The sequence below is a fragment of the Streptomyces sp. NPDC090022 genome (assembly GCF_044748145.1).
Taxonomy (GTDB): domain Bacteria; phylum Actinomycetota; class Actinomycetes; order Streptomycetales; family Streptomycetaceae; genus Streptomyces.
Genome location: NZ_JBIVFN010000020.1, coordinates 110,170 through 132,295, shown reverse-complemented (window position 1 = coordinate 132,295; position 22,126 = coordinate 110,170). Strand labels below are relative to the sequence as shown.

The 22,126-nt window shown below is 73.0% G+C and carries 21 protein-coding genes and 3 pseudogenes; 12 read left to right on the top strand and 12 right to left on the bottom strand.

Annotated elements, in window-relative coordinates:
• Positions 1 to 224: 224 nt before the first annotated feature.
• Together nagB and ACIPXB_RS28270 are read right to left on the bottom strand one after the other, a co-directional pair.
• The gene (gene nagB / locus ACIPXB_RS28275) at positions 225 to 1,010 is read right to left on the bottom strand and encodes a glucosamine-6-phosphate deaminase (RefSeq protein ID WP_401454290.1); all 786 of its coding nucleotides are present in this window, start codon (positions 1,008 to 1,010) and stop codon (positions 225 to 227) included.
• A 164-nt stretch (positions 1,011 to 1,174) separates the two neighbouring features.
• Positions 1,175 to 1,339 (bottom strand): annotated as a pseudogene (locus ACIPXB_RS28270) (SDR family oxidoreductase); the annotation flags it as partial.
• 6 nt (positions 1,340 to 1,345) lie between these two features.
• Here ACIPXB_RS28270 and ACIPXB_RS28265 point away from each other — a divergent pair.
• Positions 1,346 to 1,732, top strand: a pseudogene (locus ACIPXB_RS28265) (TetR family transcriptional regulator C-terminal domain-containing protein); the annotation flags it as partial.
• A gap of 320 nt (positions 1,733 to 2,052) precedes the next feature.
• Positions 2,053 to 3,522, top strand: coding sequence for a sensor histidine kinase (locus tag ACIPXB_RS28260; RefSeq protein ID WP_401454288.1), 1,470 nt, complete (start codon positions 2,053 to 2,055; stop codon positions 3,520 to 3,522).
• Between the two features lie 150 nt (positions 3,523 to 3,672).
• Here the strand turns inward: ACIPXB_RS28260 and ACIPXB_RS28255 are convergent, their stop codons facing one another.
• Positions 3,673 to 3,930, bottom strand: a complete 258-nt coding sequence (locus ACIPXB_RS28255; protein ID WP_004937597.1) for a WhiB family transcriptional regulator — start codon at positions 3,928 to 3,930, stop codon at positions 3,673 to 3,675.
• Positions 3,931 to 4,247: 317 nt separating this feature from the next.
• On the bottom strand, positions 4,248 to 5,216 hold the full coding sequence (locus ACIPXB_RS28250) for a diacylglycerol/lipid kinase family protein (protein ID WP_401454280.1): 969 nt from the start codon (positions 5,214 to 5,216) through the stop codon (positions 4,248 to 4,250).
• Positions 5,217 to 5,299: 83 nt separating this feature from the next.
• Between ACIPXB_RS28250 and ACIPXB_RS28245 the strand changes: the two genes are divergently transcribed.
• On the top strand, positions 5,300 to 5,827 hold the full coding sequence (locus ACIPXB_RS28245) for a hypothetical protein (protein WP_401454279.1): 528 nt from the start codon (positions 5,300 to 5,302) through the stop codon (positions 5,825 to 5,827).
• Positions 5,828 to 5,877: 50 nt separating this feature from the next.
• Here ACIPXB_RS28245 and ACIPXB_RS28240 read toward each other — a convergent pair whose 3' ends face one another.
• From ACIPXB_RS28240 to ACIPXB_RS28230, 3 genes are all read right to left on the bottom strand, one after another.
• On the bottom strand, positions 5,878 to 6,861 hold the full coding sequence (locus tag ACIPXB_RS28240; protein WP_401454278.1) for an RNA polymerase sigma factor SigF: 984 nt from the start codon (positions 6,859 to 6,861) through the stop codon (positions 5,878 to 5,880).
• Positions 6,858 to 7,271 carry an anti-sigma regulatory factor gene (locus tag ACIPXB_RS28235; RefSeq protein WP_401454276.1) on the bottom strand — a complete coding sequence of 138 codons (414 nt, stop codon included), beginning with the start codon at positions 7,269 to 7,271 and terminating at the stop codon, positions 6,858 to 6,860. The genes ACIPXB_RS28240 and ACIPXB_RS28235 overlap by 4 nt, the downstream gene beginning before the upstream one ends.
• Before the next feature lie 287 nt (positions 7,272 to 7,558).
• A complete protein-coding gene (locus ACIPXB_RS28230; RefSeq protein WP_401454275.1) occupies positions 7,559 to 7,819 on the bottom strand; it encodes a UBP-type zinc finger domain-containing protein in 261 nt (86 codons plus the stop codon).
• Between the two features lie 53 nt (positions 7,820 to 7,872).
• Here ACIPXB_RS28230 and ACIPXB_RS28225 point away from each other — a divergent pair, with 53 nt between their 5' ends.
• Entirely contained in the window at positions 7,873 to 9,447 is a 1,575-nt protein-coding gene (locus ACIPXB_RS28225) for a Na+/H+ antiporter (RefSeq protein WP_401454273.1), read from the top strand.
• Between the two features lie 482 nt (positions 9,448 to 9,929).
• On the opposite strand, the gene ACIPXB_RS28220 is transcribed toward ACIPXB_RS28225, so the two are convergent.
• Positions 9,930 to 10,838, bottom strand: coding sequence for a 1-aminocyclopropane-1-carboxylate deaminase/D-cysteine desulfhydrase (locus ACIPXB_RS28220; protein WP_401454271.1), 909 nt, complete (start codon positions 10,836 to 10,838; stop codon positions 9,930 to 9,932).
• Positions 10,839 to 11,055: 217 nt separating this feature from the next.
• Here ACIPXB_RS28220 and ACIPXB_RS28215 point away from each other — a divergent pair.
• Positions 11,056 to 11,401, top strand: a pseudogene (locus tag ACIPXB_RS28215) (hypothetical protein); the annotation flags it as partial.
• A gap of 7 nt (positions 11,402 to 11,408) precedes the next feature.
• Here ACIPXB_RS28215 and ACIPXB_RS28210 read toward each other — a convergent pair.
• From ACIPXB_RS28210 to ACIPXB_RS28200, 3 genes are all read right to left on the bottom strand, one after another.
• Entirely contained in the window at positions 11,409 to 11,999 is a 591-nt protein-coding gene (locus ACIPXB_RS28210; RefSeq protein ID WP_401454270.1) for an N-acetylmuramoyl-L-alanine amidase, read from the bottom strand.
• Between the two features lie 135 nt (positions 12,000 to 12,134).
• Positions 12,135 to 13,331 (bottom strand): FAD-binding oxidoreductase, encoded by a 1,197-nt coding sequence (locus tag ACIPXB_RS28205; RefSeq protein ID WP_401454269.1) that lies wholly within the window; start codon positions 13,329 to 13,331, stop codon positions 12,135 to 12,137.
• 181 nt (positions 13,332 to 13,512) lie between these two features.
• Positions 13,513 to 13,971 (bottom strand): RrF2 family transcriptional regulator, encoded by a 459-nt coding sequence (locus tag ACIPXB_RS28200; protein WP_401454267.1) that lies wholly within the window; start codon positions 13,969 to 13,971, stop codon positions 13,513 to 13,515.
• A gap of 231 nt (positions 13,972 to 14,202) precedes the next feature.
• Between ACIPXB_RS28200 and ACIPXB_RS28195 the strand changes: the two genes are divergently transcribed.
• The 4 genes from ACIPXB_RS28195 to ACIPXB_RS28180 all read left to right on the top strand — a co-directional run bounded on the left by ACIPXB_RS28195 (position 14,203) and on the right by ACIPXB_RS28180 (position 18,018).
• Positions 14,203 to 15,612 carry a family 2B encapsulin nanocompartment shell protein gene (locus ACIPXB_RS28195; protein ID WP_401454265.1) on the top strand — a complete coding sequence of 470 codons (1,410 nt, stop codon included), beginning with the start codon at positions 14,203 to 14,205 and terminating at the stop codon, positions 15,610 to 15,612.
• Between the two features lie 8 nt (positions 15,613 to 15,620).
• Positions 15,621 to 16,640 carry a family 2 encapsulin nanocompartment cargo protein polyprenyl transferase gene (locus ACIPXB_RS28190; RefSeq protein WP_401454263.1) on the top strand — a complete coding sequence of 340 codons (1,020 nt, stop codon included), beginning with the start codon at positions 15,621 to 15,623 and terminating at the stop codon, positions 16,638 to 16,640.
• A 131-nt stretch (positions 16,641 to 16,771) separates the two neighbouring features.
• On the top strand, positions 16,772 to 17,374 hold the full coding sequence (locus tag ACIPXB_RS28185; RefSeq protein WP_401454262.1) for a GNAT family N-acetyltransferase: 603 nt from the start codon (positions 16,772 to 16,774) through the stop codon (positions 17,372 to 17,374).
• A 428-nt stretch (positions 17,375 to 17,802) separates the two neighbouring features.
• Positions 17,803 to 18,018 carry a hypothetical protein gene (locus tag ACIPXB_RS28180; protein ID WP_401454261.1) on the top strand — a complete coding sequence of 72 codons (216 nt, stop codon included), beginning with the start codon at positions 17,803 to 17,805 and terminating at the stop codon, positions 18,016 to 18,018.
• 22 nt (positions 18,019 to 18,040) lie between these two features.
• Here ACIPXB_RS28180 and snpA read toward each other — a convergent pair whose 3' ends face one another.
• Entirely contained in the window at positions 18,041 to 18,691 is a 651-nt protein-coding gene (gene snpA / locus ACIPXB_RS28175; RefSeq protein ID WP_401454260.1) for a snapalysin, read from the bottom strand.
• A 205-nt stretch (positions 18,692 to 18,896) separates the two neighbouring features.
• Between snpA and ACIPXB_RS28170 the strand changes: the two genes are divergently transcribed.
• The 3 genes from ACIPXB_RS28170 to ACIPXB_RS28160 all read left to right on the top strand — a co-directional run bounded on the left by ACIPXB_RS28170 (position 18,897) and on the right by ACIPXB_RS28160 (position 21,900).
• Positions 18,897 to 19,832 (top strand): LysR family transcriptional regulator, encoded by a 936-nt coding sequence (locus tag ACIPXB_RS28170; RefSeq protein ID WP_401454259.1) that lies wholly within the window; start codon positions 18,897 to 18,899, stop codon positions 19,830 to 19,832.
• Positions 19,833 to 20,060: 228 nt separating this feature from the next.
• Complete coding sequence (locus ACIPXB_RS28165; RefSeq protein WP_401454258.1) at positions 20,061 to 20,975, top strand: hypothetical protein; 915 nt, start codon at positions 20,061 to 20,063, stop codon at positions 20,973 to 20,975.
• A 1-nt stretch (position 20,976) separates the two neighbouring features.
• Positions 20,977 to 21,900, top strand: a complete 924-nt coding sequence (locus tag ACIPXB_RS28160; RefSeq protein ID WP_401454257.1) for a PadR family transcriptional regulator — start codon at positions 20,977 to 20,979, stop codon at positions 21,898 to 21,900.
• Positions 21,901 to 22,126 lie beyond the last annotated feature (226 nt).

Here is a 22,126-nt window from a genome sequence, read left to right as displayed (position 1 = left end):
GGGTTGCCGCGCAGCGGCAATTCCAGCCCGCGCGGCGTTTGAGCGCACGGGCGCGAAGCGCACGTACGGGGCCCGGGGCGGAGCCCCGCCCACCCAGCCGCGTCCGGCGATTGAGGCGCACCCACCCCAGCCCCGCCGGCGTTTGAGGCGCAGCCAGCCAGCCAGCCGCGTCCGGCGATGAGGGCCGGGGTGTCCCTGGGGCGGAAGCCCCGGGGGTGGTGGGGCTACAGGCCCTGCCACGTTGGCTTGTTGGTGTACGTGTGGCGGAAATAGTCGGCCAGCTTCAGCTTCGACGCCGCCGCCTCGTCCACGACCACCGTGGCATGCGCGTGCAGCTGCAGCGCCGACGCCGGTACCAGCGCCGACAGCGGGCCCTCCACCGTCTGGGCCACCGCCTCCGCCTTGCCCTCGCCGGTCGCCAGCAGCACCAGGTGCCGGGCGTCCAGGATCGTGCCGATGCCCTGCGTGATCACGTGGTGCGGCACCTGGTCCAGGTCGCCGTCGAAGAACCGCGCGTTGTCCACCCGCGTCTGCTCCGTCAGCGTCTTGATGCGCGTGCGCGACGCCAGCGACGAGCACGGCTCGTTGAAGCCGATGTGCCCGTCGGTGCCTATGCCCAGCAGCTGCAGGTCCACGCCGCCCGCCTCCGCGAGCGCCCGGTCGTACGCCTCGCACGCCGCGACGATGTCCTCGGCGGAGCCGTCCGGGCCCATGAACGCGGCCTCGGACAGGCCCAGCGGCTCGACGACCTCGCGCAGCACGACCGCCCGGTAGGACTCCGGGTGCCCGGCCGGCAGGCCGACGTACTCGTCGAGCTGGCAGACCCGCGCACGGGAGGCGTCGACCTCGCCGGCGCGGACCTTCGCCGCCAGGGCCTGGTAGATCGGCAGCGGGGTGGAGCCGGTCGCCACGCCCAGCAGGGCGTCGGGCTTGCGGCGGACCAGGGCGGCCATGGCCTCCGCGATGAGCTCGCCGCCTGCCTTGGCGTCCGGGACGATGACAACTTCCACGCTGGGCCTGCCGATCTGGAGAGGTGAGGGGAGCACGGTTGTGGTATAGACCAATCTAGCAGAGCGAGGGCCCGCCGGGGCGGGACCGCGCACCTGTCTTCCATGGTGGTCCGAACGGGTGCCCCCGGCCTCCCGGCGCCCTCCCCGAGGGCGCCGGGGACCCCTCAGAGCAGCGCCAGCTGGAGCCCGCCGGTCGCGTCCAGGTGCTGCCCGGTCACCCAGCGGGAGTCCGCCGACGCCAGGAAGGCCACCACGTCCGCGACCTCCGCCGCCGTGCCGATCCGCCCGAACACCGAGCGGGAGGAGGCGTGGGCGCGCGCCGCGGGATCGGGATCTACGCCGACCCGGCGCACCCGCGCGGCTGCCTGGTGATCAGCGCGGCCGTCAACTGCACGACCGAGGAGGTCGCCGAGGAGCTCAAGGGGCGGCGCAACGCGAACCTGGCGGCCTTCGAGAGCCGGATCCGGGCCGACGTGGCCTGCGGAACCCTGCCGGCGGACACCGACGCGGCGGCACTGGCCCGCTATGTCGGGGCGGTTCTGCAGGGCATGTCCCAGCAGGCGCGGGACGGGGCGGGCCGGGAGGAGCTGGCGGCGGTGGCGGAGCCGGCCCTCGCGGCCTGGCCCGCGGAAGGGGAGGAAGGGGGAGGGGGCCTGTCCGGCCCGCATGTTCCTCTGGGCCACGGTGCCGGGACGGGACCCTCAACCCGTCCGGCACCGTAGCCCGGAGTACTTACGGCCGGCGGGTGTGCGGTCCCGGCGGCCGGTGGGAGGTGCCTGCGCGGTCAGGGCAGAGCGCGCGGCTTACCTCGTCCGTCCTCCTGTGCGGGGAGGGCGGAAGCCCATGTCGGAGCTGTGTCCACGGCTGTCCGTGACAGCCGTACACCAGCATTGTGGACTAGACCAATCTGTTCTGTCCATCCAATTGCGGACGTCCTCAGTCGGTCACTTCCTCCAACAGTACGCGGCGAAAGGTACTGATGGGTATTCCCGTGGGGAAAGTCATCGTCCGCGCCCGGGGTACGCTCGCACACGTGCCCTCCATGAACGACCTCGTACGCCAGCACACCGCTCTCGGTGAAACCGACCTGGAGTGGCTCCACCTGCTGGTCTCGGAGTGGCAGCTGCTCTCCGACCTGTCCTTCGCGGACCTCGTGCTGTGGGTGCCCACCCTCGACGGCACCCGGTACGTCTCCGTCGCGCAGATGCGCCCGAACACCGGGCCCACCTCCTACCAGGACGACATGGTCGGCCACCTGGTGCCGCGCGGGCGCCGTCCGCTGCTGGACGCCGCCCTGGACGAGGGCCGGATCGTACGCGAGGGCGACCCGGAGTGGCGCGAGGAGGTGCCGGTCCGCGTCGAGTCGATCCCCGTGCGCCGCGAGGGGCGGGTCCTCGGCGTCATCGCCCGCAACACCAACCTGCTCACCGTCCGGACCCCGAGCCGGCTGGAGCTCACGTACCTGCAGTCGGCCTCCGACCTGGCGCAGATGATCGCCGCCGGCACCTTCCCGTACCCCGGCCAGCAGGTCGACATGGACGCCTCGCCGCGCGTCGGTGACGGCCTGATCCGCCTCGACGCCGACGGCGTCGTCACGTACGCCTCGCCGAACGCGCTCTCCGCCTACCACCGCCTGGGCCTGGCCGCCGACCTGGTCGGCCAGCACCTGGGCACCACCACCGCCGAGCTGGCGCCCTCGCGCGGCCCGGTCGACGAGGCGCTGGTCAAGCTCGCCAGTGGCTGGGCCCCGCGCGAGACCGAGGTCGAGGGCAACGGCGGCGTCATCCAGCTGCGGGCGATCCCGCTCAAGCCCAAGGGGACCCGGATCGGCTCCCTGGTGCTGTGCCGGGACGTCACCGAACTGCGCCGTCGCGAACGGGAGTTGATCACCAAGGACGCGACCATCCGGGAGATCCACCACCGGGTGAAGAACAACCTCCAGACGGTGGCCGCGCTGCTGCGCCTGCAGGCCCGCCGGATGGATTCCGACCAGGGCCGGGAGGCGCTCAACGAGGCGGTGCGCAGGGTCGGTTCGATCGCGATCGTGCATGAGACGCTGTCCCAGAACCTGGACGAGCGGGTCGAGTTCGACGAGATCGCCGACCGGGTCATCGCGATGGTCGCGGAGATCTCCCCGGGCAAGGTGGACTGCCGGCGCCTGGGCCGCTTCGGGATCCTGGACGCGGAGGTCGCCACTCCGCTGTCGATGGTCCTGACGGAGATCCTCCAGAACGCCCTGGAGCACGCCTTCGCGCCGGGGGAGCGGGGCACGGTCGAGGTCACGGCGGTCCGCAGCGGCACCCGCCGCGACGACGCGCGGCTGCTGATCACGGTGACCGACGACGGCCGCGGCCTGCCCGAGGGCTTCGATCCGCAGCGGGCCGGCAACCTGGGACTCCAGATCGTCCGCACCCTGGTCGAGGGCGAGCTCGGCGGCACCTTCGACATGGTGGCGGGCGAGTCGCGCGGCACCAAGGTCGTCCTGGACGTCCCGGCGAGCCCGCAGAAGTAGCTTGCCGCACGGCCCGTCACGCTGCGTAACGGCGCCCTGTCCCGCACAGCACTGAGCCCCGGACCGAAGGTACCGGTCCGGGGCTCAAGAGCACGTTGCTGAGCGCTATATGGGTGCTACGCGCTGCGGCTCGAGGCTCGAAAGTCGATGTCAGGCGGTCGCGTTGCGCGCCCGATTGCGAGCGGCGCGGCGCTTCATCGCGCGGCGCTCGTCCTCGCTGAGGCCGCCCCAGACGCCGGAGTCCTGGCCGGACTCGAGCGCCCACTGCAGGCACTGCTCCATGACGGGGCAGCGGCGGCAGACGGCCTTGGCTTCCTCGATCTGCAGCAGCGCAGGACCGGTGTTGCCGATGGGGAAGAACAGCTCGGGGTCTTCCTCACGACAAACGGCGTTGTGACGCCAGTCCATGGCTGCTACCTCTCTTGATGTGACATGCACGTTGCTTGTGAATGTGAACGCTTTCACGAATCCCCTCACGAGGGAAGGGCCGACAGCCAGTTGCCTGGATGTGAGTCCGATTCGTGGAGGGGGTTCTGGCGGTCATGGGTGCCGGGTCCTGCGGGCTGTCCCGATCGCCATGTAGAGATTCGCAAACCTCGGACGGGGATACAACCCCTTCCGGAAAGTTTTTTTTGATTCGTCGGTGTCTACTAGGTCACAGCCGTACTTCCTGGGGGTGGATCGGCGTCTAAACGTTCGACTGAAAGGACTTTAGGGTCTTCCACTCACACAATCACACGCAGTGCACGGCGAACGCCTGTGAACTGAACGCTGGTGCGCAGACCGAGGTGGTCTCCGTCCATCTGGAACGGAAGGGGAACCTTCGAATGCAAGGTGAAGTCGGTCAGATCGTGCAGAGACACCGCGTGCTTGCCGTGCGGGCCGCGCTCAGGAGTCGAGGTCAGGAGCTGTGTCGCGTAGCGAGCGGCGGCCGGAGTTGACAAACGGTTGAGCGCCAGCACGTCAAGTGCGGTGTCGAAGGACGCCTCGGGAGAGGCGTAAAGCGGGCGATTCCCCAGAAACGTCCAAGGTGACGTGTTGCACACTATCGACAGTACGAGGTCCGGTACGGGATCCGCGCCGGGGCGCTCCAGCGTGACCGTGCCGTGCCTGCGGTTGGGCTCTTCCAGGAACTGACGCACGAGCTGCCGTACGTAGAGGGCGTGCGTCGAACGCTTCCCCTTCTCGCGCTGCTGCTCGACCCGGCCCACCACGCCCGCGTCGAAGCCGAAGCCTGCGCAGAAGGTGAACCAGCGCGCCGGAACCGCCTCGTCGTCCGAGCCCGGCGTGCCGGCCGCGAGCCCCAGCCCGATCGTGCGCTCGCGCCGCTCGCGCAGCGCGTCCAGCAGGGCGCCGGTCGCCTCGACGGCGTCGTTGGGCAGCCCCAGGGCGCGCGCGAAGACGTTCGTCGACCCGCCCGGTACGACCGCCAGCCGCGGCCGGCGCTCCGGATCGGGGCCGTCGTGCAGCAGCCCGTTCACGACCTCGTTGACCGTGCCGTCCCCGCCGAGCGCCACCACCAGGTCGATGTCGTCGCTCTCGGCGGCCTTGCGGCCCAGGTCCCGGGCGTGCCCGCGGTACTCGGTGGTCACCGCGTCCAGCTTCATCTCGCTGGCCAGGGCATGGACGAGGACGTCGCGCGTGCGCGCACTGGTGGTCGTCGCTGCTGGGTTGGCCACGAGAAGTGCACGCATGACCGCCACATTACCCACCCCGTGTTACGCCTCCCATACGGGCCGTCCCTCGTGGGACCATGCCGCGCGGCTACCCTGCTGGAGTGAGCAAGAAGCAGCCCCCCAAGCCCCGCACCGGGAATTCCCGCGCCGCGAAGCCCGGTACCGCGAAGCCCGGCACCGCGAAGCCCCGCGCCGCGAAGCCGGCCGCGCCCGCCGCTCCGGCGGCCGCCACGGTCCCCGCCGCCCTCCCCGGCCGGCTGACCGCGGCCGCCGTGCTCACCGCCCTGGAGGGCCTCGCCCTGGCCGGACTCGGCGTCTACATGCTCTTCGTGGGCATCGCCGGTGACCCGGACTCCCCGCAGCAGGCCGAGACCGGCGGCATCACCCTGCTCGCCCTCGCCGCCCTGCCGCTGATCGCGGCCCGCGGGCTGCGCCTGGGCCGCCGCTGGAGCCGCGGCCCGGCGCTGATGACCCAGCTGCTGGCGATGCCGGTGGCCTGGACCCTGTGGACGACCGGCGGCGCGATGATCGCCGCCGCGTTCGCCCTGGCCCTCGCGGCCGTGGCCGTCGTCGCCCTGCTCGTGAACCCGGGGGCGACCGAGGCCCTGGGGATCGAGGGCCGGTCCTGAGGGACCGCCCTCCACCGGTACGTCCCCACTCCTCGACCTCTACTCCTCGACTACTCCTCGACCAGGAGCTTCTCGCGGAGCTGGGCCAGGGTGCGGGCCAGCAGGCGCGAGACGTGCATCTGGGAGATGCCGACCTCCTGCGCGATCTGGGACTGGGTCATGTTGCCGAAGAAGCGCAGCAGCAGGATCCGCTTCTCCCGCGGCGGCAGGCCCTCCAGCAGCGGCTTGAGCGACTCGCGGTACTCGACGCCCTCCAGCGCCTCGTCCTCCGCGCCGAGCGTGTCCGCGACCGCCGGCGACTCGTCGTCCGTGTCCGGCACGTCCAGGGACAGCGTGCTGTAGGCATTGGCCGATTCCAGCCCCTCCAGCACCTCCTCCTCGGAGATCCCCAGCCGCTCCGCCAGCTCGTGCACGGTCGGCGAGCGCCCGTGCTGCTGGGACAGCTCCGCCGTGGCCGTGGTCAGGGCCAGGCGCAGCTCCTGGAGCCGCCGGGGCACCCGTACCGCCCAGCCCTTGTCCCGGAAGTGCCGCTTGATCTCGCCGACCACCGTCGGGGTGGCGTACGTCGAGAACTCGACCCCGCGGTCCGGGTCGAACCGGTCCACCGATTTGATCAGGCCGATCGTGGCGACCTGCGTGAGGTCGTCCAGCGGCTCGCCGCGGTTGCGGAAGCGCCGCGCCAGGTGCTCGACCAGCGGCAGGTGCATCCGCACCAGCCGGTTGCGCAGCTCGGCCCGCTCCGGGGAGCCCTCGGGCAGTGCCCGCAGCTCCAGGAAGAGCGCCCGCGCGCCGCTGCGGTCGCGCGGATCGTGCGCCGCCGGTGGTTGTGGCTGTCCGTGCCGCTCGTGCTGGTTCTCGCTCATAGGGCCCGCCCGTCGCTCCGCCGAGTCCAAAAAGCCGTCTTCCGCAAAGCCGTCTTCCGTATCCGTCCCGGCCGGGTGCGGCCGGGCGGGCTGAACCGGAATACCGCCGTCGACCTCGTGGCGTACCGGGGGCCGGTCCCCGCCCCGTACCGGGGTCTCCCCGCCGCTCACGCCGGGCCTGGTCCCGCGCCGCGCTGTTTGTAGAGGCTGATGCTGACCGTGCGGTCCTCCTCGACCGTGGACTCCACCTTGCCGGCCAGCGCCGACAGGACGGTCCACGCGAACGTGTCGCGCTCCGGAGCGCGGCCGTCGGTGGTCGGTGCCGAGACGGTCACCTCCAGTGAATCCTCGATCAGCCGGAACACGCAGCTGAGGACCGAGCCGGGTACGGCCTGCTGGAGCAGGATCGCGCACGCCTCGTCCACCGCGATGCGCAGGTCCTCGATCTCGTCGAGGGTGAAGTCCAATCGTGCCGCGAGGCCGGCGGTGGCCGTGCGCAGCACCGACAGGTAGGCACCCGCGGCCGGCAGCCGGACTTCGACGAAGTCCTGGGTCCCGGGCTCGCCTGCGATCTGGGACACCCTCACCTCCAAGGTGGTACGAGCTCTGTTCGCCGTGACGCTATCGCGATCCGGGCGATCGTGTCGCGGCCCCCCTCGCGGTGGCCCCGCCCCGGCGGCCAGTGACTGATGGTAAGCCCATGGGAACACACAGTGGCTAGTGGTCTGCGGGCCCAAATCGGGGGAACCGGCGGAGGGTTGACCTACCCCGCCGCACGCATTCGAACCGTCCGCTCCTCCCGTACCTTTCCGCCCGCGTCCCTGACCCGGTCCCGCCGGGTTCCCGCCGTGTCAGCGCCGGGCGTTCGTCAGACGATCGAACCGTCGACGTAGCACCAGCGCCAGGTCTCGCCGGGCTCGAAGCTGCGCATCACCGGGTGGCCGCTCTCGTGGTGGTGCGCGGTGGCGTGCCGGTGCGGCGAGGAGTCGCAGCAGCCGACGAAACCGCACTCCAGGCACATCCGGAGCTGGACCGGGTGACTGCCCAGCGCCAGACATTCGGTACAGGTCTGGGCGGACGGGACCGGTTCGGGGCGCGCCAGTTCGGCAACGTGGGGGCACTCGCTCATGATGGCCAGGTTACGCAGTGCGGCCGGCCCCGACGGACGAGGATGGATCTTCGATGGAGGTAGTGCAGCTGGTGGCGCTGGTGGCGGCCAGCGCCGCCGTGGCGGGCCTGGCCCGCCGCACGCCGGTGCCGGCGCCGCTGTTGCTGGTCGCGGTGGGGCTGCTCGCCTCGTACCTGCCGGGGGTGCCGTCGTACGCCCTCGACCCGCACGTCGTGCTGCCGCTGCTGCTGCCCCCGCTGCTGTACACGGCGGCGGTGGACTCCTCGTACCTGGACCTGCGCAAGAACTGGCGGCCGGTGGCGCTGCTGTCGGTCGGCTACGTGCTCTTCGCGACGCTCACGGTCGGGTACGTGGCGTACCTGGCCGTGCCGGGCATGCCCCTGACCGTGGCGCTGGTCCTGGGCGCCGTGGTCGCCCCGCCGGACGCGGTCGCGGCGACCGCGATCGCGCGGCGCCTGCGGCTGCCGCCGCGGATCACGACGATCCTGCAGGGCGAGTCGCTCGTGAACGACGCGACCGCGATCACCGTGTACAAGGTGGCGCTGGCGGCGGTGGTCGGCGAGAGCATCGGCTGGGCGGGCGGGATCGCGGAGTTCCTGCTGGCGTCGGTGGGCGGGGTGGGCGTGGGCCTGCTGCTGATGGTCCCGATCCACCACCTGCGGACCCGGCTGAGGGAGCCGCTGCTGCAGAACACGCTGTCGCTGCTGATCCCGTTCGTGGCGTACGCGGTCGCGGAGCGGGTGCACGCCTCGGGCGTGCTGGCGGTCGTGGTGGTGGCGCTGTACCTGGGCCACCGCAACTGGCAGGTCGACTTCGCGACGCGGCTCCAGGAGGAGGCGGTGTGGCGGATGGTCGCCTTCATCCTGGAGTCGGTGGTCTTCGCGCTGATCGGGCTGCAGCTGCCGGTGGTCCTCCAGGGCCTGGGGGCGGACGAGGGGCTGCCCGCCGCGTGGTACGCGCTGGCGGTGTTCCTGGCGGTGGTGGTCTCGCGCTACGTGTGGGTGTTCCCGGCGACGTTCCTGCCCCGGATCTCGCCGCGGGTGCGGGAACGGGAACCGGACACCACCTGGAAGGCGCCGGTGATCGTGGGCTGGGCGGGCATGCGCGGCGTGGTCTCGCTCGCCATCGCCTTCTCGATCCCGGTGGACGTGCCGTACCGGAACCTGATCCTGTTCATCACCTTCACGACGGTGATCGGCACGCTGGTGGTCCAGGGCCTGACGCTGCCGCCGCTGATCCGGGCGCTGCGGCTGCCGCCGCGGGACGCGCAGGCGGAGACGCTCGCGGAGGCGCAGGCGCAGAGCGAGGCGTCCCGCGCGGCGGACGAGCGCCTGACGGAACTCCTGGCCGACCCGGCCAACGCGCTGCCGCCGCCGCTGGCGGACCGCCTGCGATCGGTGCTGGAGCGGCGGCGCAACGCGGTGTGGGAACGGCTGGGGGAGACGAACCCGGTGACGGGGGAGTCGGCGGACGACGTCTACCGGCGGCTGTCGCGGGAGATGATCGAGGCGGAACGGGAGGTGTTCGTGTCCCTGCGGGACCGGCGGCGGATCGACGACGAGATGCTCCGCACGCTGCTGCGCCGCCTGGACCTGGAGGAGGCGGCGGCGTTCCGCGAGGACTCCTGACGCCGGCCCGGCCCCCGTGGGGGCATCCCCCGGGCCCTCCCCGGACTCCGTCCGGGGGACCCCCAGCGCCTCAAACGCCGGCGGGGCTGGGTGGGGTGTCCGGTGGCGCTGGAGGGTCGCCCGGTGGGCCGGGTTTCGGGGGCTCTGCCCCCGTACCCCCGCGCCTCAAACGCCGGCGGGGCTGGGTTTGGTGCCCGGTGGCGCTGGAAGGGGTGCCCGCCGGGTCGGGTTCTGGCGGGTTCGCGCGGCTGGGTTGCCGCGGAGCGGCAATTCCAGCCCGCGCGGCGTTTGAGCGCACGGGCGCGGAGCGCACGTATGGGGTGCGGGGGCGGAGCCCCCGGTCTATGAGCCCCGCCGGCGATTGAGCCGTGGGGGCCGGGGCAGCGCCCCGCCTGCCCCCAGCCTCGCCGGCGGTTGAGCCGGGGGAGTGCGGGGGCCGGGCCCCGCACGCCCGTCCAGCCGGAGAAAGAAGGGCCCCGCGGCTACGGGCGGCCCGTGATCACCGCCGCCAGGGTCGTACCCCGGGCGAAGCGGCCCGACGACGTGAGGGCCGTCAGGGCCCAGAGGAGCTTGGCCACGTACACCCGCTCGACGGGCACCCCGTGCCGGTCCTCGAAGTCGGCGGCGAACGCCTCCAGCGGCTCCGGCACCCGCCCGTACCCACCCCACTCGTACCCCTCCGCCAGGCCCCAGTCCCCCCGCGACCCGCCGAACGCCGCCTCCTGGAGGGAACGTATCTCCGCCCCCAGGAACCCCCCGCCCACCACCGGTACCCCCAGTGCCCGCTGACCGGGCGCCAGGCCGGCCGCCAGGCCCGCCAGGGTGCCCCCGGTGCCGCAGGCGACGGCCACCACGTCCGCCGTGCCGCGCAGCTCGCGGCCCAGTTCCGCGCAGCCCGCGAGGGCGAGGGGGTTGCTGCCGCCCTCGGGGACGACGTACGCGTCGGCCGCGCCGGCCTCGGCCAGGAGGGCGGGCAGCGCGTCCGGGTCCGCCTTGTGCCGGTAGCGCGACCGCGGGACGAAGTGCAGCCGCATGCCGTCCGCCACGCACCGGGCCAGCGACGGGTTCAGCGGCCGGTCCGCGAGCTCGTCGCCCCGCACCACCCCGACCGTCGGCAGGGACAGCAGCCGGCCGGCGGCCGCCGTGGCCCGCAGATGGTTCGAGTACGCGCCGCCGAACGTCACCAGCGCCGGCGCCCCGGCCGCCACCGCCGCCCGCAGGTTCGGCGCGAGCTTGCGCCACTTGTTGCCCGGCAGCTCCGGGTGGACCAGGTCGTCCCGCTTCAGCAGCAGCCGTACGCCGTACCGCTCGAACCGCTCGTCGGAGATCTCCCGTACCGGGGACGGCGGGCGCGGCCGCAGGAGCGCGTCAAGGTTCACGGGACGGTTCACCCCTCCATTGTGAGGCGCCCCGGCCGGTCCCGTCGCACGTCAGAGCCCCGCCCGCCCGGTTCGGCCCGTACGGGCGGGACCGGAGCCGGCCGGACCGCCTGCGCGTCGGTCGCTCCTCGACTGCGCAGGATCCAGCGCACCTCCCCGTGCGGGTGCCGGCGGATCTCGACGTCGCCGGGTACACGAACTCTCGGCCTTGCGCCGGACGATGCCGGCGAGGATGACCCTGGAGCAGCTGGGCCGGCTGGGGCCGCTGGACGGTCTGGAAGGCACGCTTCAGCGCTGCTTCGGACGCCGTGAACCATGTGGGTCTGAGTGTCTTCCGGTTCGACGATGGCGCACTGGTGACACCGCACCTGGCCCGTGTCATCGGCCACGACTCACCCATGCTGCACCTGCGACGCCAGGGCGGGGGCGGGATGTTCGACCGGTTCAGGGAGCATGCGGAGGAGCTCTGGGAGCGGGGGGTGCCGGTGTCGGGTCCGGCGGCCGGGGCCGTGTCCACCGGGCGGCCGGCGTCCGGTGGTTCCGGGACCGGTGATCGGCCCCGGAACGGCGGGTGACGGCGGGCTACTTCAGGCGTTCGGCCACGCGGTTGCGCATCGAGGCCATCGTGAAGCCCCGCGGATCGATCTTGCCCGGTTGCCACTCCAGGTGGCCGATGACCGAGCGCGCCGTCCAGCCGTGGACCCGGCAGACGGCCGCCGACGCGCGGGCGATCGCGTCGAGCTGGACGGCCGGCCACGGGTCCTCGCCGTCGCCGAGGTTCTCGCACTCGAAGCCGTAGAAGTGGCGGTTGCCGTCCGCGTCCGCCCGGTCGTCCGGGGGCAGCGCCTTCTCGGCGATGACGGCCGCCAGGACGTCGCGGTCGCCCGACCCCGCGTGGTTGGCGCGGCCGTAGCCCACCAGGTGGACCCGGCCGTCCTTGGTGATCACGCCGTGGCACAGGGGCCCCGGCAGCCGCTCGTGGCCCTCGCGGCAGAGCCGGACCGTGTTCGCCGTGCCGCGGGTGGCCGTGTGGTGGATGACCACGCCGTGGACGGGCCCCCAGGGGCCCTTGTGGTTGCGGTTGTGCGTCCGCCAGGCGCCGACCTCGACGACGGTCAGCCCCTCGTTCCGCAGGGCCCTGAGGAATCGTTCCGCTGACATGGGTGCGGCCATGGCCGCCTCCTTTGCGGTGCGCGACGGCCGCCCCACGCGGCCGCCTCGTATGTCACTGGATGTAATGGAGGCGGCCGTTCCGGGCTAGTGCACTCGTACAGTGAGCGAGCGATTCCGGACAGTGAGGTCGGCTGTTCAGGAGGCCGTCAGCCACAGGTCCGGGCCGAACACCTCGTAGTGGATGTCCGACGCCGGCACTCCCCTGGCGAGCAGCTGCTCACGCACCGCACGCATGAAGGGGAGCGGGCCGCACAGGTACGCCCGGGTGCCGGCGGGCAGCGCGACGCCCCTCAGGTCCACCCGGCCGGCGCGGTCCTCGGCGGTGGCGTCCGCCTCGTACCAGAACAGCGCGCGGGCGTCGGCCAGCTTGGCCGTCAGGGCCCGGTGGTCCGAGCGCAGCGGGTGGTGGGCGGGGGAGCGGTCGGCGTGGACGACGGTGACCGGTGCGCCGTGCCCGGTGTCCACCAGGTGCTCCAGCATCGACAGCATCGGGGTGCAGCCGATGCCGGCGGACGCGAGCAGCAGCGGCGCGGTGGTGTCGGTGAGGACCAGGTCGCCGTAGGGGGCCGAGACGCGCAGCGTGTCGCCGGGGCGGACGTGGGCGTGCAGGTGGTGGGAGACCTCGCCGTCGGGGCCGCCGGCGGCCGGGCCGTCGACCCGCTTGACGGTGATCGTGCGGACGGGGGAGCCGGGTGCGCTGGAGAGGCTGTACTGGCGGATCTGGCGGGCGCCGTCGGCGAGTTCGACCTGGACGGAGACGTACTGGCCGGGCTTGAAGTCCGGCGCCGGAGCGCCGTCCGCCGGGGTCAGGCGGAACGTGGCGCAGTCGGCGGTCTCCTCGGTGCGGCCGGTCACCGTCCACTCCCGCCAGACGTCGCCGGCGACGACCCGCCGCTCGGCGTGGAGCCGTTCCTCGATGGCGATGAGGGCGTTGGCCATCAGCCAGTAGACCTCGTCCCATGCCTCGGCGACCTCGGGCGTCACCGCGTCGCCGAGGACCTCGGTGATCGCCGCGAAGAGGTGCTGGTGGACGAGGGGGTACTGCGTGCGCGTGACGCCGAGCGAGGCGTGCTTGTGGGCGATGCGGTTCAGCATCACGTCCGGGCGGGTCTCGGGGTGGGCGACCAGGTACGTCGCGAAGGCCGCGATGGAGCCGGCCAGCGCCTGCTTCTGCAGGCCGGCGGCCTGGTTGCCGCGGTTGAAGAGGTCGCGCAGCAGCTCCGGGCGGGCGTCGAAGAGGTTGCGGTAGAAGAGGTCGGTGATCTCGCCTATCGCGGCCCCGACGGCGGGGAGGGTGGCGCGGACGGTCGCGGTCGACTTCTCGGACAGCATCGGTGCTCCTTGCGGGGGAGGGGGGTGGGGATAAGTGGTATCTGAGATGCGTATTAACGCGCGTGGAGGAACCTCGCCGCAATGCGGACTTGCGTTCGAGATGTCCCCCTGGGTGGGGCCGGGTGATCCGCACGGCCGCCCGGTATCGGCCAACCGGTGCGTCCGGCGCGGCCGGTCCGGTCTAGGGGGCGGGTCTCACCGCGCCGCCCGCGCCGCCCGAGATGCCGAGCAGCAGCGGTCCGGTCGGCGCCGCGACCAGGTCGCCGACCGTCAGCGGGTCCAGCGCCTTGAAGAAAGCTTCCTGCGCTCGGCGCAGGGCGCCGCGCAGGACACACGCGGAGCGCAGCGGGCACGGCGTGGTGCCCTCGCACTCCACGACGTCGCCCGCTCCCTCCAGTTCACGGACGACCCCGCCGACCGACGCGTCCCGCCCGGCGGCGGTGAGCGCCAGCCCGCCGCCGCGGCCGCGGCGCGCCTCGACCAGGCCGAGGTGCTGCAGCCGGGCGACCACCTTGGCCGTGTGCGTGTACGGGACCTGCATGGCCGCCGCGACGTCGCGGGTGGTGGGCAGGTCCGTCTCCTCGACGGCCAGGCGCATCAGGACGCGCAGGGCCAGGTCGGTGAATCGGGTGAGGCGCATGACCCCACCGTAGGAAAACTTGCATCTGTTAGGCAAATTAACGCGGGGCCGCCGCCCCCGCCCCGTGGCCGGAACAGGTGGGGCGCGCGGACCCGCGTGAGCGAGCAGTTGAACACCAGAGAGTGCCCACATGCGCCCCGAGTAGTCCCACTCATTTGTGTAATGGTCTCATCACGTAACGTCCTGACAGGCTGCGACCGACGTTCCATGGCGTGATCGAAAGGGAAAGACATGTCGGTCCAGGCAGGTTCCGAATCCGAGGCCCAGTCTCTGCCGCAGCGCAGTCTCGCGACCTCGGCCGCGCGGAACTTGGCAACCACCACCAAGTCCGCGCCGCAGATGCAGGAGATCACCTCCCGGTGGCTCCTGAAGATGCTGCCGTGGGTGTCGGTGCAGGGCGGCACGTACCGGGTGAACCGGCGGCTGAGCTACTCCGTCGGCGACGGGCGCGTGACGTTCATCAAGACCGGTGACCAGGTCCAGGTCATTCCCGCGGAGCTCGGCGAGCTGCCGCTGCTGCGCACGTACGAGGACCTCGACGCCCTGACCGAGCTCGCCCAGCGGTGCCGGCAGGTCGACTTCGAGGCCGGCCAGGAGCTCACCTCCTTCGGCAACCCGGCCGACCAGGTCTTCCTCCTCGCCCACGGCCGTATCGACCAGGTCGGCCCCGGCCCGTACGGCGAGGACGCGGTGCTGCGCACGGTCGCCGACGGCACGTACTTCGGCGAGGACAGCCTGCTCGACGAGGAGGCCATCTGGGAGTACACGGCCCGGGCCGCCACCTCCGGCACCGCGCTGGTGCTCTCCCGGCAGGACTTCCTGCTGCTCGCCGACCGGGTCGAGAGCCTGCGCGAGCACCTCGCGCAGGTACGGGCCATGCCGGCCCAGCGCACGAACAAGTTCGGCGAGGCCGCGATCGACCTCTCCGCGGGCCACCACGGCGAGGCCGTCCTCCCCGGCACCTTCGTGGACTACGAGGCCAAGCCCCGCGAGTACGAGCTCTCGATTGCACAAACGGTCCTGCGCGTGCACACGCGCGTCGCGGACCTCTACAACCAGCCGATGAACCAGACCGAGCAGCAGCTGCGGCTCACGGTCGAGGCGCTGCGCGAGCGCCAAGAGCACGAGATGATCAACAACCGTGAGTTCGGCCTGCTCCACAACGCCGACTACGACCAGCGCATCCAGCCGCACGACGGCGTGCCCAGCCCCGACGACATGGACCAGCTGCTCAGCATGCGGCGCGGCTCCAAGCTCTTCCTCGCCCACCCCAAGGCCATCGCCGCCTTCGGCCGCGAGTGCAACAAGCGGGGCCTGTACCCGGAGACCGTGGACATCGGCGGGCACCGCATCCCGGCCTGGCGCGGGGTGCCGCTCTTCCCGTGCAACAAGATCCCGGTCAGCGACGCCCGCACCACCTCGATCCTGTGCATGCGTACGGGCGAGAGCGACCAGGGCGTGATCGGTCTGCACCAGCCCGGCATCCCGGACGAGATCGAGCCGAGCCTGTCGGTCCGCTTCATGGGCATCAGCGAGCAGGCGATCATCTCCTACCTGGTCACCGCCTACTTCTCCGCCGCCGTGCTGGTGCCGGACGCGCTCGGCGTGCTGGAGAACGTCGAGATCGGCCGCTGGCGCTGAGCGCGGTCATGACCGGTGAGGGACAGGAGGCCGCGGCCCTCCTGGAACGCACGAGAGAAACGGTCAACCCGGAGCTGCGCCGCGCGATCGAGAGCCTGCCCGGTCCCATGCGGCGCGTGGCGATGTACCACTTCGGCTGGGAGCACGCCGACGGCACCCCGGCCGCCGGCCAGGCGGGCAAGGCCATCCGTCCCGCGCTGGTGCTCGCCGCGGCGCAGGCGCTGAACGGCACGGGGGAGGACGCGGTACGGGCGGCGGCCGCCGTGGAGCTGGCGCACAACTTCACCCTGCTCCACGACGACGTCATCGACGAGGACGCACGGCGGCGCGGCCGGGCCACGGCGTGGACCGTGTTCGGGATACCCGACGCGGTCATCACCGGCGACGCCATGCTCGCCCTCGCGGTGCGGCTGCTGGGCGAGGATCCGCACCCGGCCGCCGCGGCGGCCTCGGCCCGGCTCGCGGCCTGTGTGATCGAGCTGTGCGCGGGGCAGCAGGCGGACTGCGCGTTCGAGCAGCGCACGTACGTCCCGCTCGACGAATGCCTGGCCATGGCGACGGCCAAGACCGGCGCCCTGCTGGGGTGTTCGTGCGCGCTGGGCGCCCTGTACGCCGGGGCGGGCGCCGAGGAGGTCGAGGCGATGGACGCCTTCGGCCGGGAGGCGGGGCTGGCCTTCCAGCTGATCGACGACCTGATCGGCATCTGGGGCGATCCGGAGCACACCGGCAAGCCGGCCGGCGCCGATCTGCTCGCCCGCAAGAAGTCGCTGCCGGTCGTGGCCGCGCTCACCTCGGGCACGGAGGCGGGGGACGAACTGGCCGAGCTGTACGCCGGGCCCATGACCGGGGACGACGTGCGGCGGGCGGCGGACGCGGTGGAGCGGGCCGGCGGGCGCGACTGGGCCCAGGCCCACGCCGCGGACCGCATGGGGCGGGCGGTCCAGCACCTCTCCCGCGCGGTCCCGGACCCCGGGGCGGCGGACGGACTGCTGGCGCTGGCGGAGTTCGTGACACGCCGCACGCGGTGACGTCGGGTGCGCCGTGCGCAAGGCCTGTTCCGGTACGGGTGTGTGCCGGAACAGGCCTTTCCGCATGTCCGGCCCAACTCTAGGATCGCTCACGGTTGTTGACACGTGAATGAAGAGATGGGTGAGGCCAGATGGGATCCACGGGACTGGAGATACGCCGGGCGGAGCGGGCCGACCGGGACGCGGTGGCGCGCCTGCTCGACGAGGCCTTCCAGAACGACCCGGTGAGCAGCTGGGTCTTCCCCGACCCGGACCACCGGCGCGCGGTCCACGGGACCTTCCTCGGCGTCTTCGTGGACGTGGCCCTGGAGGAGGGCCGGATCGACTACGCCGCCGACGGCTCGGCGGCGGCCCTGTGGCTGCGTATCCCGGCCGGCGAGCCGGAGGGGGAGGACGACGTCCCGGCGCGGATGCGGGAGGCGGCCGACCCGGACAACGAGCGGTGCGAGCTGGTGGGCCGGCTCACGGGTGAGGTGCACCCGACCGCCGAAGAGCACGAGTACCTGCTGATGATCGCGGTCGCGCCCGGCCGGCAGGGGGAGGGGCTGGGTACGGAGCTGATGCGTCCGGTGCTGGAGGCCTGCGACCGGGACGGCGTGCCGGCGTACCTGGAGGCGAGCAGCGAGCGGAGCATGCGGCTGTACGAGCGGCTGGGCTGGGAGTTCACCGGGACGGCGGTACGGCTGCCGGAGGGTCCGCTGATGTGGCCCATGTGGCGCAAGCCGCGGGGGTGAGGGGCTGGGCGGGCCGGGAGGGATCCAGAGAAGAGGGTTGTGGAAGTACTTCAGACGTAGCACTTTGGCCGTCGTGCTTCACTCGGCCGAGCGTGCCGACCGTGCCGACCCGTTCCACACCTTCCGCACCTTCCGAAAGAGGACTCGCGCTCCGGGCAGCTCGCCGAGGAGATCGACGAGTTCGTCGTCAAGACGTACCCGGTCTTCGCGGGCAGCGGTATGCCGATGTCCCGGGCGGGCTTCGGGGGCCGGCCGCTGGAGCTCACCGGCGTCCGCCGCTTCGGCGGCGGCCAGGTCGTCACGACGTACGCGCGCAAGCGCTCACCGGCGGGGCGGCCGGGCGGCCCGGATCGCCGGGGTTGCCGGGGTGCCCGGATTGCCGCGGCTGCCGGGGCGCCGGGTGGGCGGAACGGGCCTACCGTGGACCTATGACCGGACACGGACACGAGCAGCACCACCCCCGCGGGACGGCCGCCCCGCAGGCCGGGCACGAGAACATGGTGTGCCCGGTCTGCGGCCGGCCCGTCGGGACGGTGGTCTGGCGGCGCAAGGTACTCGGGGCGTTCGTCCCCGCGTGGGGTCCGGGTCCCTGCCGGAACCCGGACTGCTCCGCCTTCGCGCCGGCGGAATCCTCGCGCGGCTAGCGCCCGGGCCGCGCCGAGGTGGCTAGTGCTGGGCGCCGGCGGCGACCAGGCCGTTGCGCCACAGCGCGTTGACGCGTGCCCGCTCCGCCGCGTTCGGCTGCGCGTTCTGGCAGGACGTGCCCGGCCCGCCGCCCGACATCAGCTCGCTGCACGGACCCGAGTAGTGGTCCGGCAGGCCGAGCACGTGGCCGGTCTCGTGGGCCGTCACGCGGGTGGAGTTGTACTGCTGGTTCTGCCGGTAGTCGAGGAAGATGTAGCCCCGGCCGTGGCCGTCGGTGCTGGCGTACGAACCGCGTGAGTCGTTGCCCTCGTAGTACGCGAAGCTCCCGCCGGAGGACACCTCCTGGAGTTTGACGTTGGAGACGGAGCTGTTCCAGATCTGGGTGGAGCGGGCTATCTGGGAACGGAAGCTGGGCGCGTTGCGGGTGTTGTAGGTGACGGTCACCGCGAGCGCGCCCGGGTTGGCGGCGCGCTGCTCGGCCACCGAGCGCTGGACGGCCTCGAAGAAGGCGCGGTTGGCGTCCGCGTTCTCCTGCGAGCGCTCGTACGCGCTGTAGCTCGCGGCGTTTCCGGCGGGGGCGGGTGCGGCGGTGGCGGACGGAACCGCCGCCAGGACGGCGGTGAGGGCGAGGCCGAAGACGGAGGCAAGCGCGGCCGTTCGGGGATGGCGCATGGGGGGCTCCTACTCGATCCGGTGCGGGGGGTGGGTGGTTCGGTACCGGAGTCTGGAGGAGCATCGGAGCCGGACGGATGATGTCAGCCATCGATAGCGCGAAGTTATCGCAAGGTTTCGGGCCGTCAACTTCGGTGAAAATGGCGGGAATCGGTGGGCCAATAGTGGCTGGTGCGGTCAGCCGGGGCCGCCCTACTCTCGGGTTATGGAGCTCGAGGTGAGGCACCTGCGCGCACTGTGCGCCATCGCCGACGCCGGCAGTCTGCACAAGGCGGCGCGGCAGCTCGGCGTGAGCCAGCCCTCCCTGACGACCCAGCTGCGCCGCATCGAACGGGCCCTGGACGGCGAGCTGTTCCTGCGCGAGCGCACCGGCTGCCGCCCCACTCCCTTCGGGCGCACCGTACTGGGCCGGGCGCGCCCTCTGGTCGCCGAGATGGCCGCACTGGTGGCCGAGGCGCGGGCGCAGGCGCGCGGGCCGCGGCTGCGCATCGGGTCGACGGCCAGCCGCGCCCTGCCCGGCTGGTTGCGCCGGTTGCACCGGCGCCTGCCGGACACCGAGACCACGCTCGTCGTCGACGTGTCGGCCAACGCGCTGCTGCGGATGGTCGCCGCCGGGCAGCTGGACGTGGCGTTCGTGCACGAGGTGGAGGGCTCGCCGCTGCGGGTCCCGGCGGGGCTGGAGGTGCGCGTCCTGGTGGAACGCGAACCGCAGTTCGTCTCCATGTCCCGCGACCATCCGGCGGCCCGGCAGGCGGTGGTGTCCCTGCGCGACCTGGCCGCCGACCGCTGGACGGTGGACCCCTCGGTCGACGGCGAGTGGGACGGCCTGCGCCGGGTCCTCGCGGGCGCGGGCCTCGATCCGCCGCTGCTGCACGCCGACTACCACACGGCGGCGTCGCTGATCGTCTCGGGCGAGGCGGTGGCGCCGTGCCAGCCGACGTCCGGCCCGCGCGAGGACATGGCCATCCGGCCGCTGGCCGGGGATCCGCTGGCGGTACGGCTGCTGCTGGCGACGCTGCCGGGGGCGTACGCGGACGTGTACGCGGACCTGAGGGCGGCGTACCGGGAGGCGGCGCTGCGGACGGGGCCGTACCGGGCGTGGCTGCGGCGTACGGGCAGCCCGCTGCTGGAGGCGGCGTAACCCGGACGGCCGGGTCCGCGCCGATCGTCCGCCCGTCCGCCCGTCCGCCCGTCCGCCCGCCGGGCCCGCCCGTCGGCCTGCCCGTTCGCGCGCCGGGCCCGCCGGTGATCTCCCCCCTCGTGACGTTCGCGTTGTATCGCGACCTCGCTTGACTTCCCCCAGCCGCGATATATCGTGTTGTTCAGAAGACGCGATATGTTGCGAGGACGTACGAGGAGGACCAGCACCATGGCAGAGCAGTCGACCTGGTCGCTAGCCGGGCCCGAGAACCTCACCTTCGAGGAGCCGGTGGCGGACCTCCGCGTCCGTATCGTCGGCGGCACCGTCAACGTGGTCGGCTCCGAGGAGGGCCCGGTCCGGCTGGAGGTGGCCGAGGTGGACGGGCCGCCGCTGCAGATCGTGCAGGAGGCGGGCGTCCTGACCATTTCCTACGAGGACCTCCCCTGGAACGGCTCCAACGGCTTCGTGAAGTGGCTGGAGGCCAAGCCCTGGAAGCAGTGGTCCGGTGGCGGCGGCCGCAAGGCCTGGGAGCGCAGCGCCGCGATCACGCTGACCGTGCCCGCCGCCACGCGCGTCCAGGTGGCCGCCGTCGGCGCCACCACCTTCGTCTCCGGCATCGCCGGCGGTACCGAGGTCGCGGGCGTGTCCGGCGACACCACGCTGGTCGGCCTGTCCGGCCAGGTCCGGGCGCACACCGTGTCCGGCGGCGTGGAGGCCCAGGCGGTCACCGGCGAGCTCGGCTTCCACTCCGTCTCCGGCGGGCTGACCGTCGTCGACGGCGCGGGCGTGCGCGTACGGGCGGACTCGGTCAGCGGGGACATGCTGCTCGACCTCGATCTGGACCCGGCGGCCGCGCGTCCGGTGGACATCGCGCTCAACTCGGTCTCCGGGCAGGTCGCGATCCGGCTGCCCCACCCGGCCGACGCCCGTGTCGAGGCCAACACCGCCACCGGCGGCGTCGCCAACTCCTTCGAGGACCTGCGGGTCTCGGGCCAGCTGGGCGCCAAGCGGATCACCGGAACCCTGGGCGCCGGCACCGGCACCCTGCGGGCCACCACCATCTCGGGTGCCATCGCCCTGCTGCGCCGCCCCCAGGACGGGGACGCCGGCGCCCCCCTCTCGCTCGACAAGAAGGTGCTCTGACATGCCGCCCGTCTTCGCCCACGGCCGCCTCCGCCTGTACCTGCTGAAGCTGCTGGACGAGGCCCCTCGGCACGGGTACGAGGTGATCCGCCTGCTGGAGGAGCGGTTCCAGGGCCTGTACGCGCCGTCCGCCGGCACCGTCTACCCGCGCCTGGCCAAGCTGGAGGCCGAGGGCCTCGTCACACATGCCAGTGAGGGCGGGCGCAAGGTCTACTCGATCACCGACGCGGGGCGGGCGGAGCTCGCCGACCGCGGGGGAGAACTCGCCGATCTGGAGCTGGAGATCCGCGACTCGGTCTCCGAACTCGCGGCGGAGATCCGCGACGACGTCCGGGGCGCCGCCGGTGACCTGCGGCGCGAGATGCGGGCGGCGGCCTCCGCCTCGCAGACGCACGTGGAGGACGAGTCCTGGCGGATCGCCAAGGAGGAGCTGCGCCGGGCCAAGCAGGAGTGGAAGGAGCAGGCCCGCCGGGCGAGGGACGAGAGCCGGCGGGCGCGCGAGGAGGCGCAGGCGGCGCGAGCGCAGGCGAAGGAGGCCCAGGACCGGGCGCGGGAGGAGGTCCAGCGGATCGCGGGGCAGCTCCAGGACCAGTTCGCGCGGTCGGGCCTGTCGGACCTGACGGACAAGCTGGGCGCATGGCTGGGCGCCACGGGCATGGGCGCCGCCACGGGCACCGGCGCCGCCACGGGCACGGGCGCTGCGGGTACGGCGTCACGGCCGGCCGCCGCCACCGACTGGGCGGCGGACGTACCGCGCGGCGAGAGCCCGGCGCGCGACCTGGACCGGCTGCTGGACCGCTTCCGCGACGAGGTCCGCGACGCCGCCCGCGACCACGGTGTCTCGGGCGCCCAGGTGGACGCGGCCCGCGACCGCCTCGCCGCCGCCTGCGCCGACGTGACGGCGATCCTGGGCACTCCGCGCTGAGCGTGGCCGCGGCTGCCGCCCCGGCATCCGCCACCCCGGGCCCCGGTAGGCGTACGGCGGCCGGCCCGACCCGGCCTCCGCGTGTCCGGCGTCCGGCGCACCGCGATCCGCCCGGCGCCCCCGCGGCGACCGCGGGCCGTTCCCGGGGGCGCGGGCCGATCGGGCCTCCGGTCCGGCGCGCCGGACCGGTACCCGGCGGGCCAGGGTGGAGTGGCGGCCGGCCGTC

Bases quoted from the DNA above. Each gene is read 5' to 3' on its own strand.
- ACIPXB_RS28230 (WP_401454275.1), bottom strand. From the start codon at position 7,819: ATGAGCGAGTGCCCCCACGTTGCCGAACTGGCGCGCCCCGAACCGGTC.
- ACIPXB_RS28255 (WP_004937597.1), bottom strand. From the start codon at position 3,930: ATGGACTGGCGTCACAACGCCGTTTGTCGTGAGGAAGACCCCGAGCTG.
- ACIPXB_RS28165 (WP_401454258.1), top strand. From the start codon at position 20,061: ATGGCAGAGCAGTCGACCTGGTCGCTAGCCGGGCCCGAGAACCTCACC.
- ACIPXB_RS28185 (WP_401454262.1), top strand. From the start codon at position 16,772: ATGGGATCCACGGGACTGGAGATACGCCGGGCGGAGCGGGCCGACCGG.
- ACIPXB_RS28195 (WP_401454265.1), top strand. From the start codon at position 14,203: ATGTCGGTCCAGGCAGGTTCCGAATCCGAGGCCCAGTCTCTGCCGCAG.
- ACIPXB_RS28225 (WP_401454273.1), top strand. From the start codon at position 7,873: ATGGAGGTAGTGCAGCTGGTGGCGCTGGTGGCGGCCAGCGCCGCCGTG.
- ACIPXB_RS28210 (WP_401454270.1), bottom strand. From the start codon at position 11,999: ATGGCCGCACCCATGTCAGCGGAACGATTCCTCAGGGCCCTGCGGAAC.
- ACIPXB_RS28160 (WP_401454257.1), top strand. From the start codon at position 20,977: ATGCCGCCCGTCTTCGCCCACGGCCGCCTCCGCCTGTACCTGCTGAAG.
- ACIPXB_RS28170 (WP_401454259.1), top strand. From the start codon at position 18,897: ATGGAGCTCGAGGTGAGGCACCTGCGCGCACTGTGCGCCATCGCCGAC.
- ACIPXB_RS28205 (WP_401454269.1), bottom strand. From the start codon at position 13,331: ATGCTGTCCGAGAAGTCGACCGCGACCGTCCGCGCCACCCTCCCCGCC.
- snpA (WP_401454260.1), bottom strand. From the start codon at position 18,691: ATGCGCCATCCCCGAACGGCCGCGCTTGCCTCCGTCTTCGGCCTCGCC.
- ACIPXB_RS28250 (WP_401454280.1), bottom strand. From the start codon at position 5,216: ATGCGTGCACTTCTCGTGGCCAACCCAGCAGCGACGACCACCAGTGCG.
- ACIPXB_RS28180 (WP_401454261.1), top strand. From the start codon at position 17,803: ATGACCGGACACGGACACGAGCAGCACCACCCCCGCGGGACGGCCGCC.
- ACIPXB_RS28200 (WP_401454267.1), bottom strand. From the start codon at position 13,971: ATGCGCCTCACCCGATTCACCGACCTGGCCCTGCGCGTCCTGATGCGC.
- ACIPXB_RS28190 (WP_401454263.1), top strand. From the start codon at position 15,621: ATGACCGGTGAGGGACAGGAGGCCGCGGCCCTCCTGGAACGCACGAGA.
- ACIPXB_RS28260 (WP_401454288.1), top strand. From the start codon at position 2,053: ATGAACGACCTCGTACGCCAGCACACCGCTCTCGGTGAAACCGACCTG.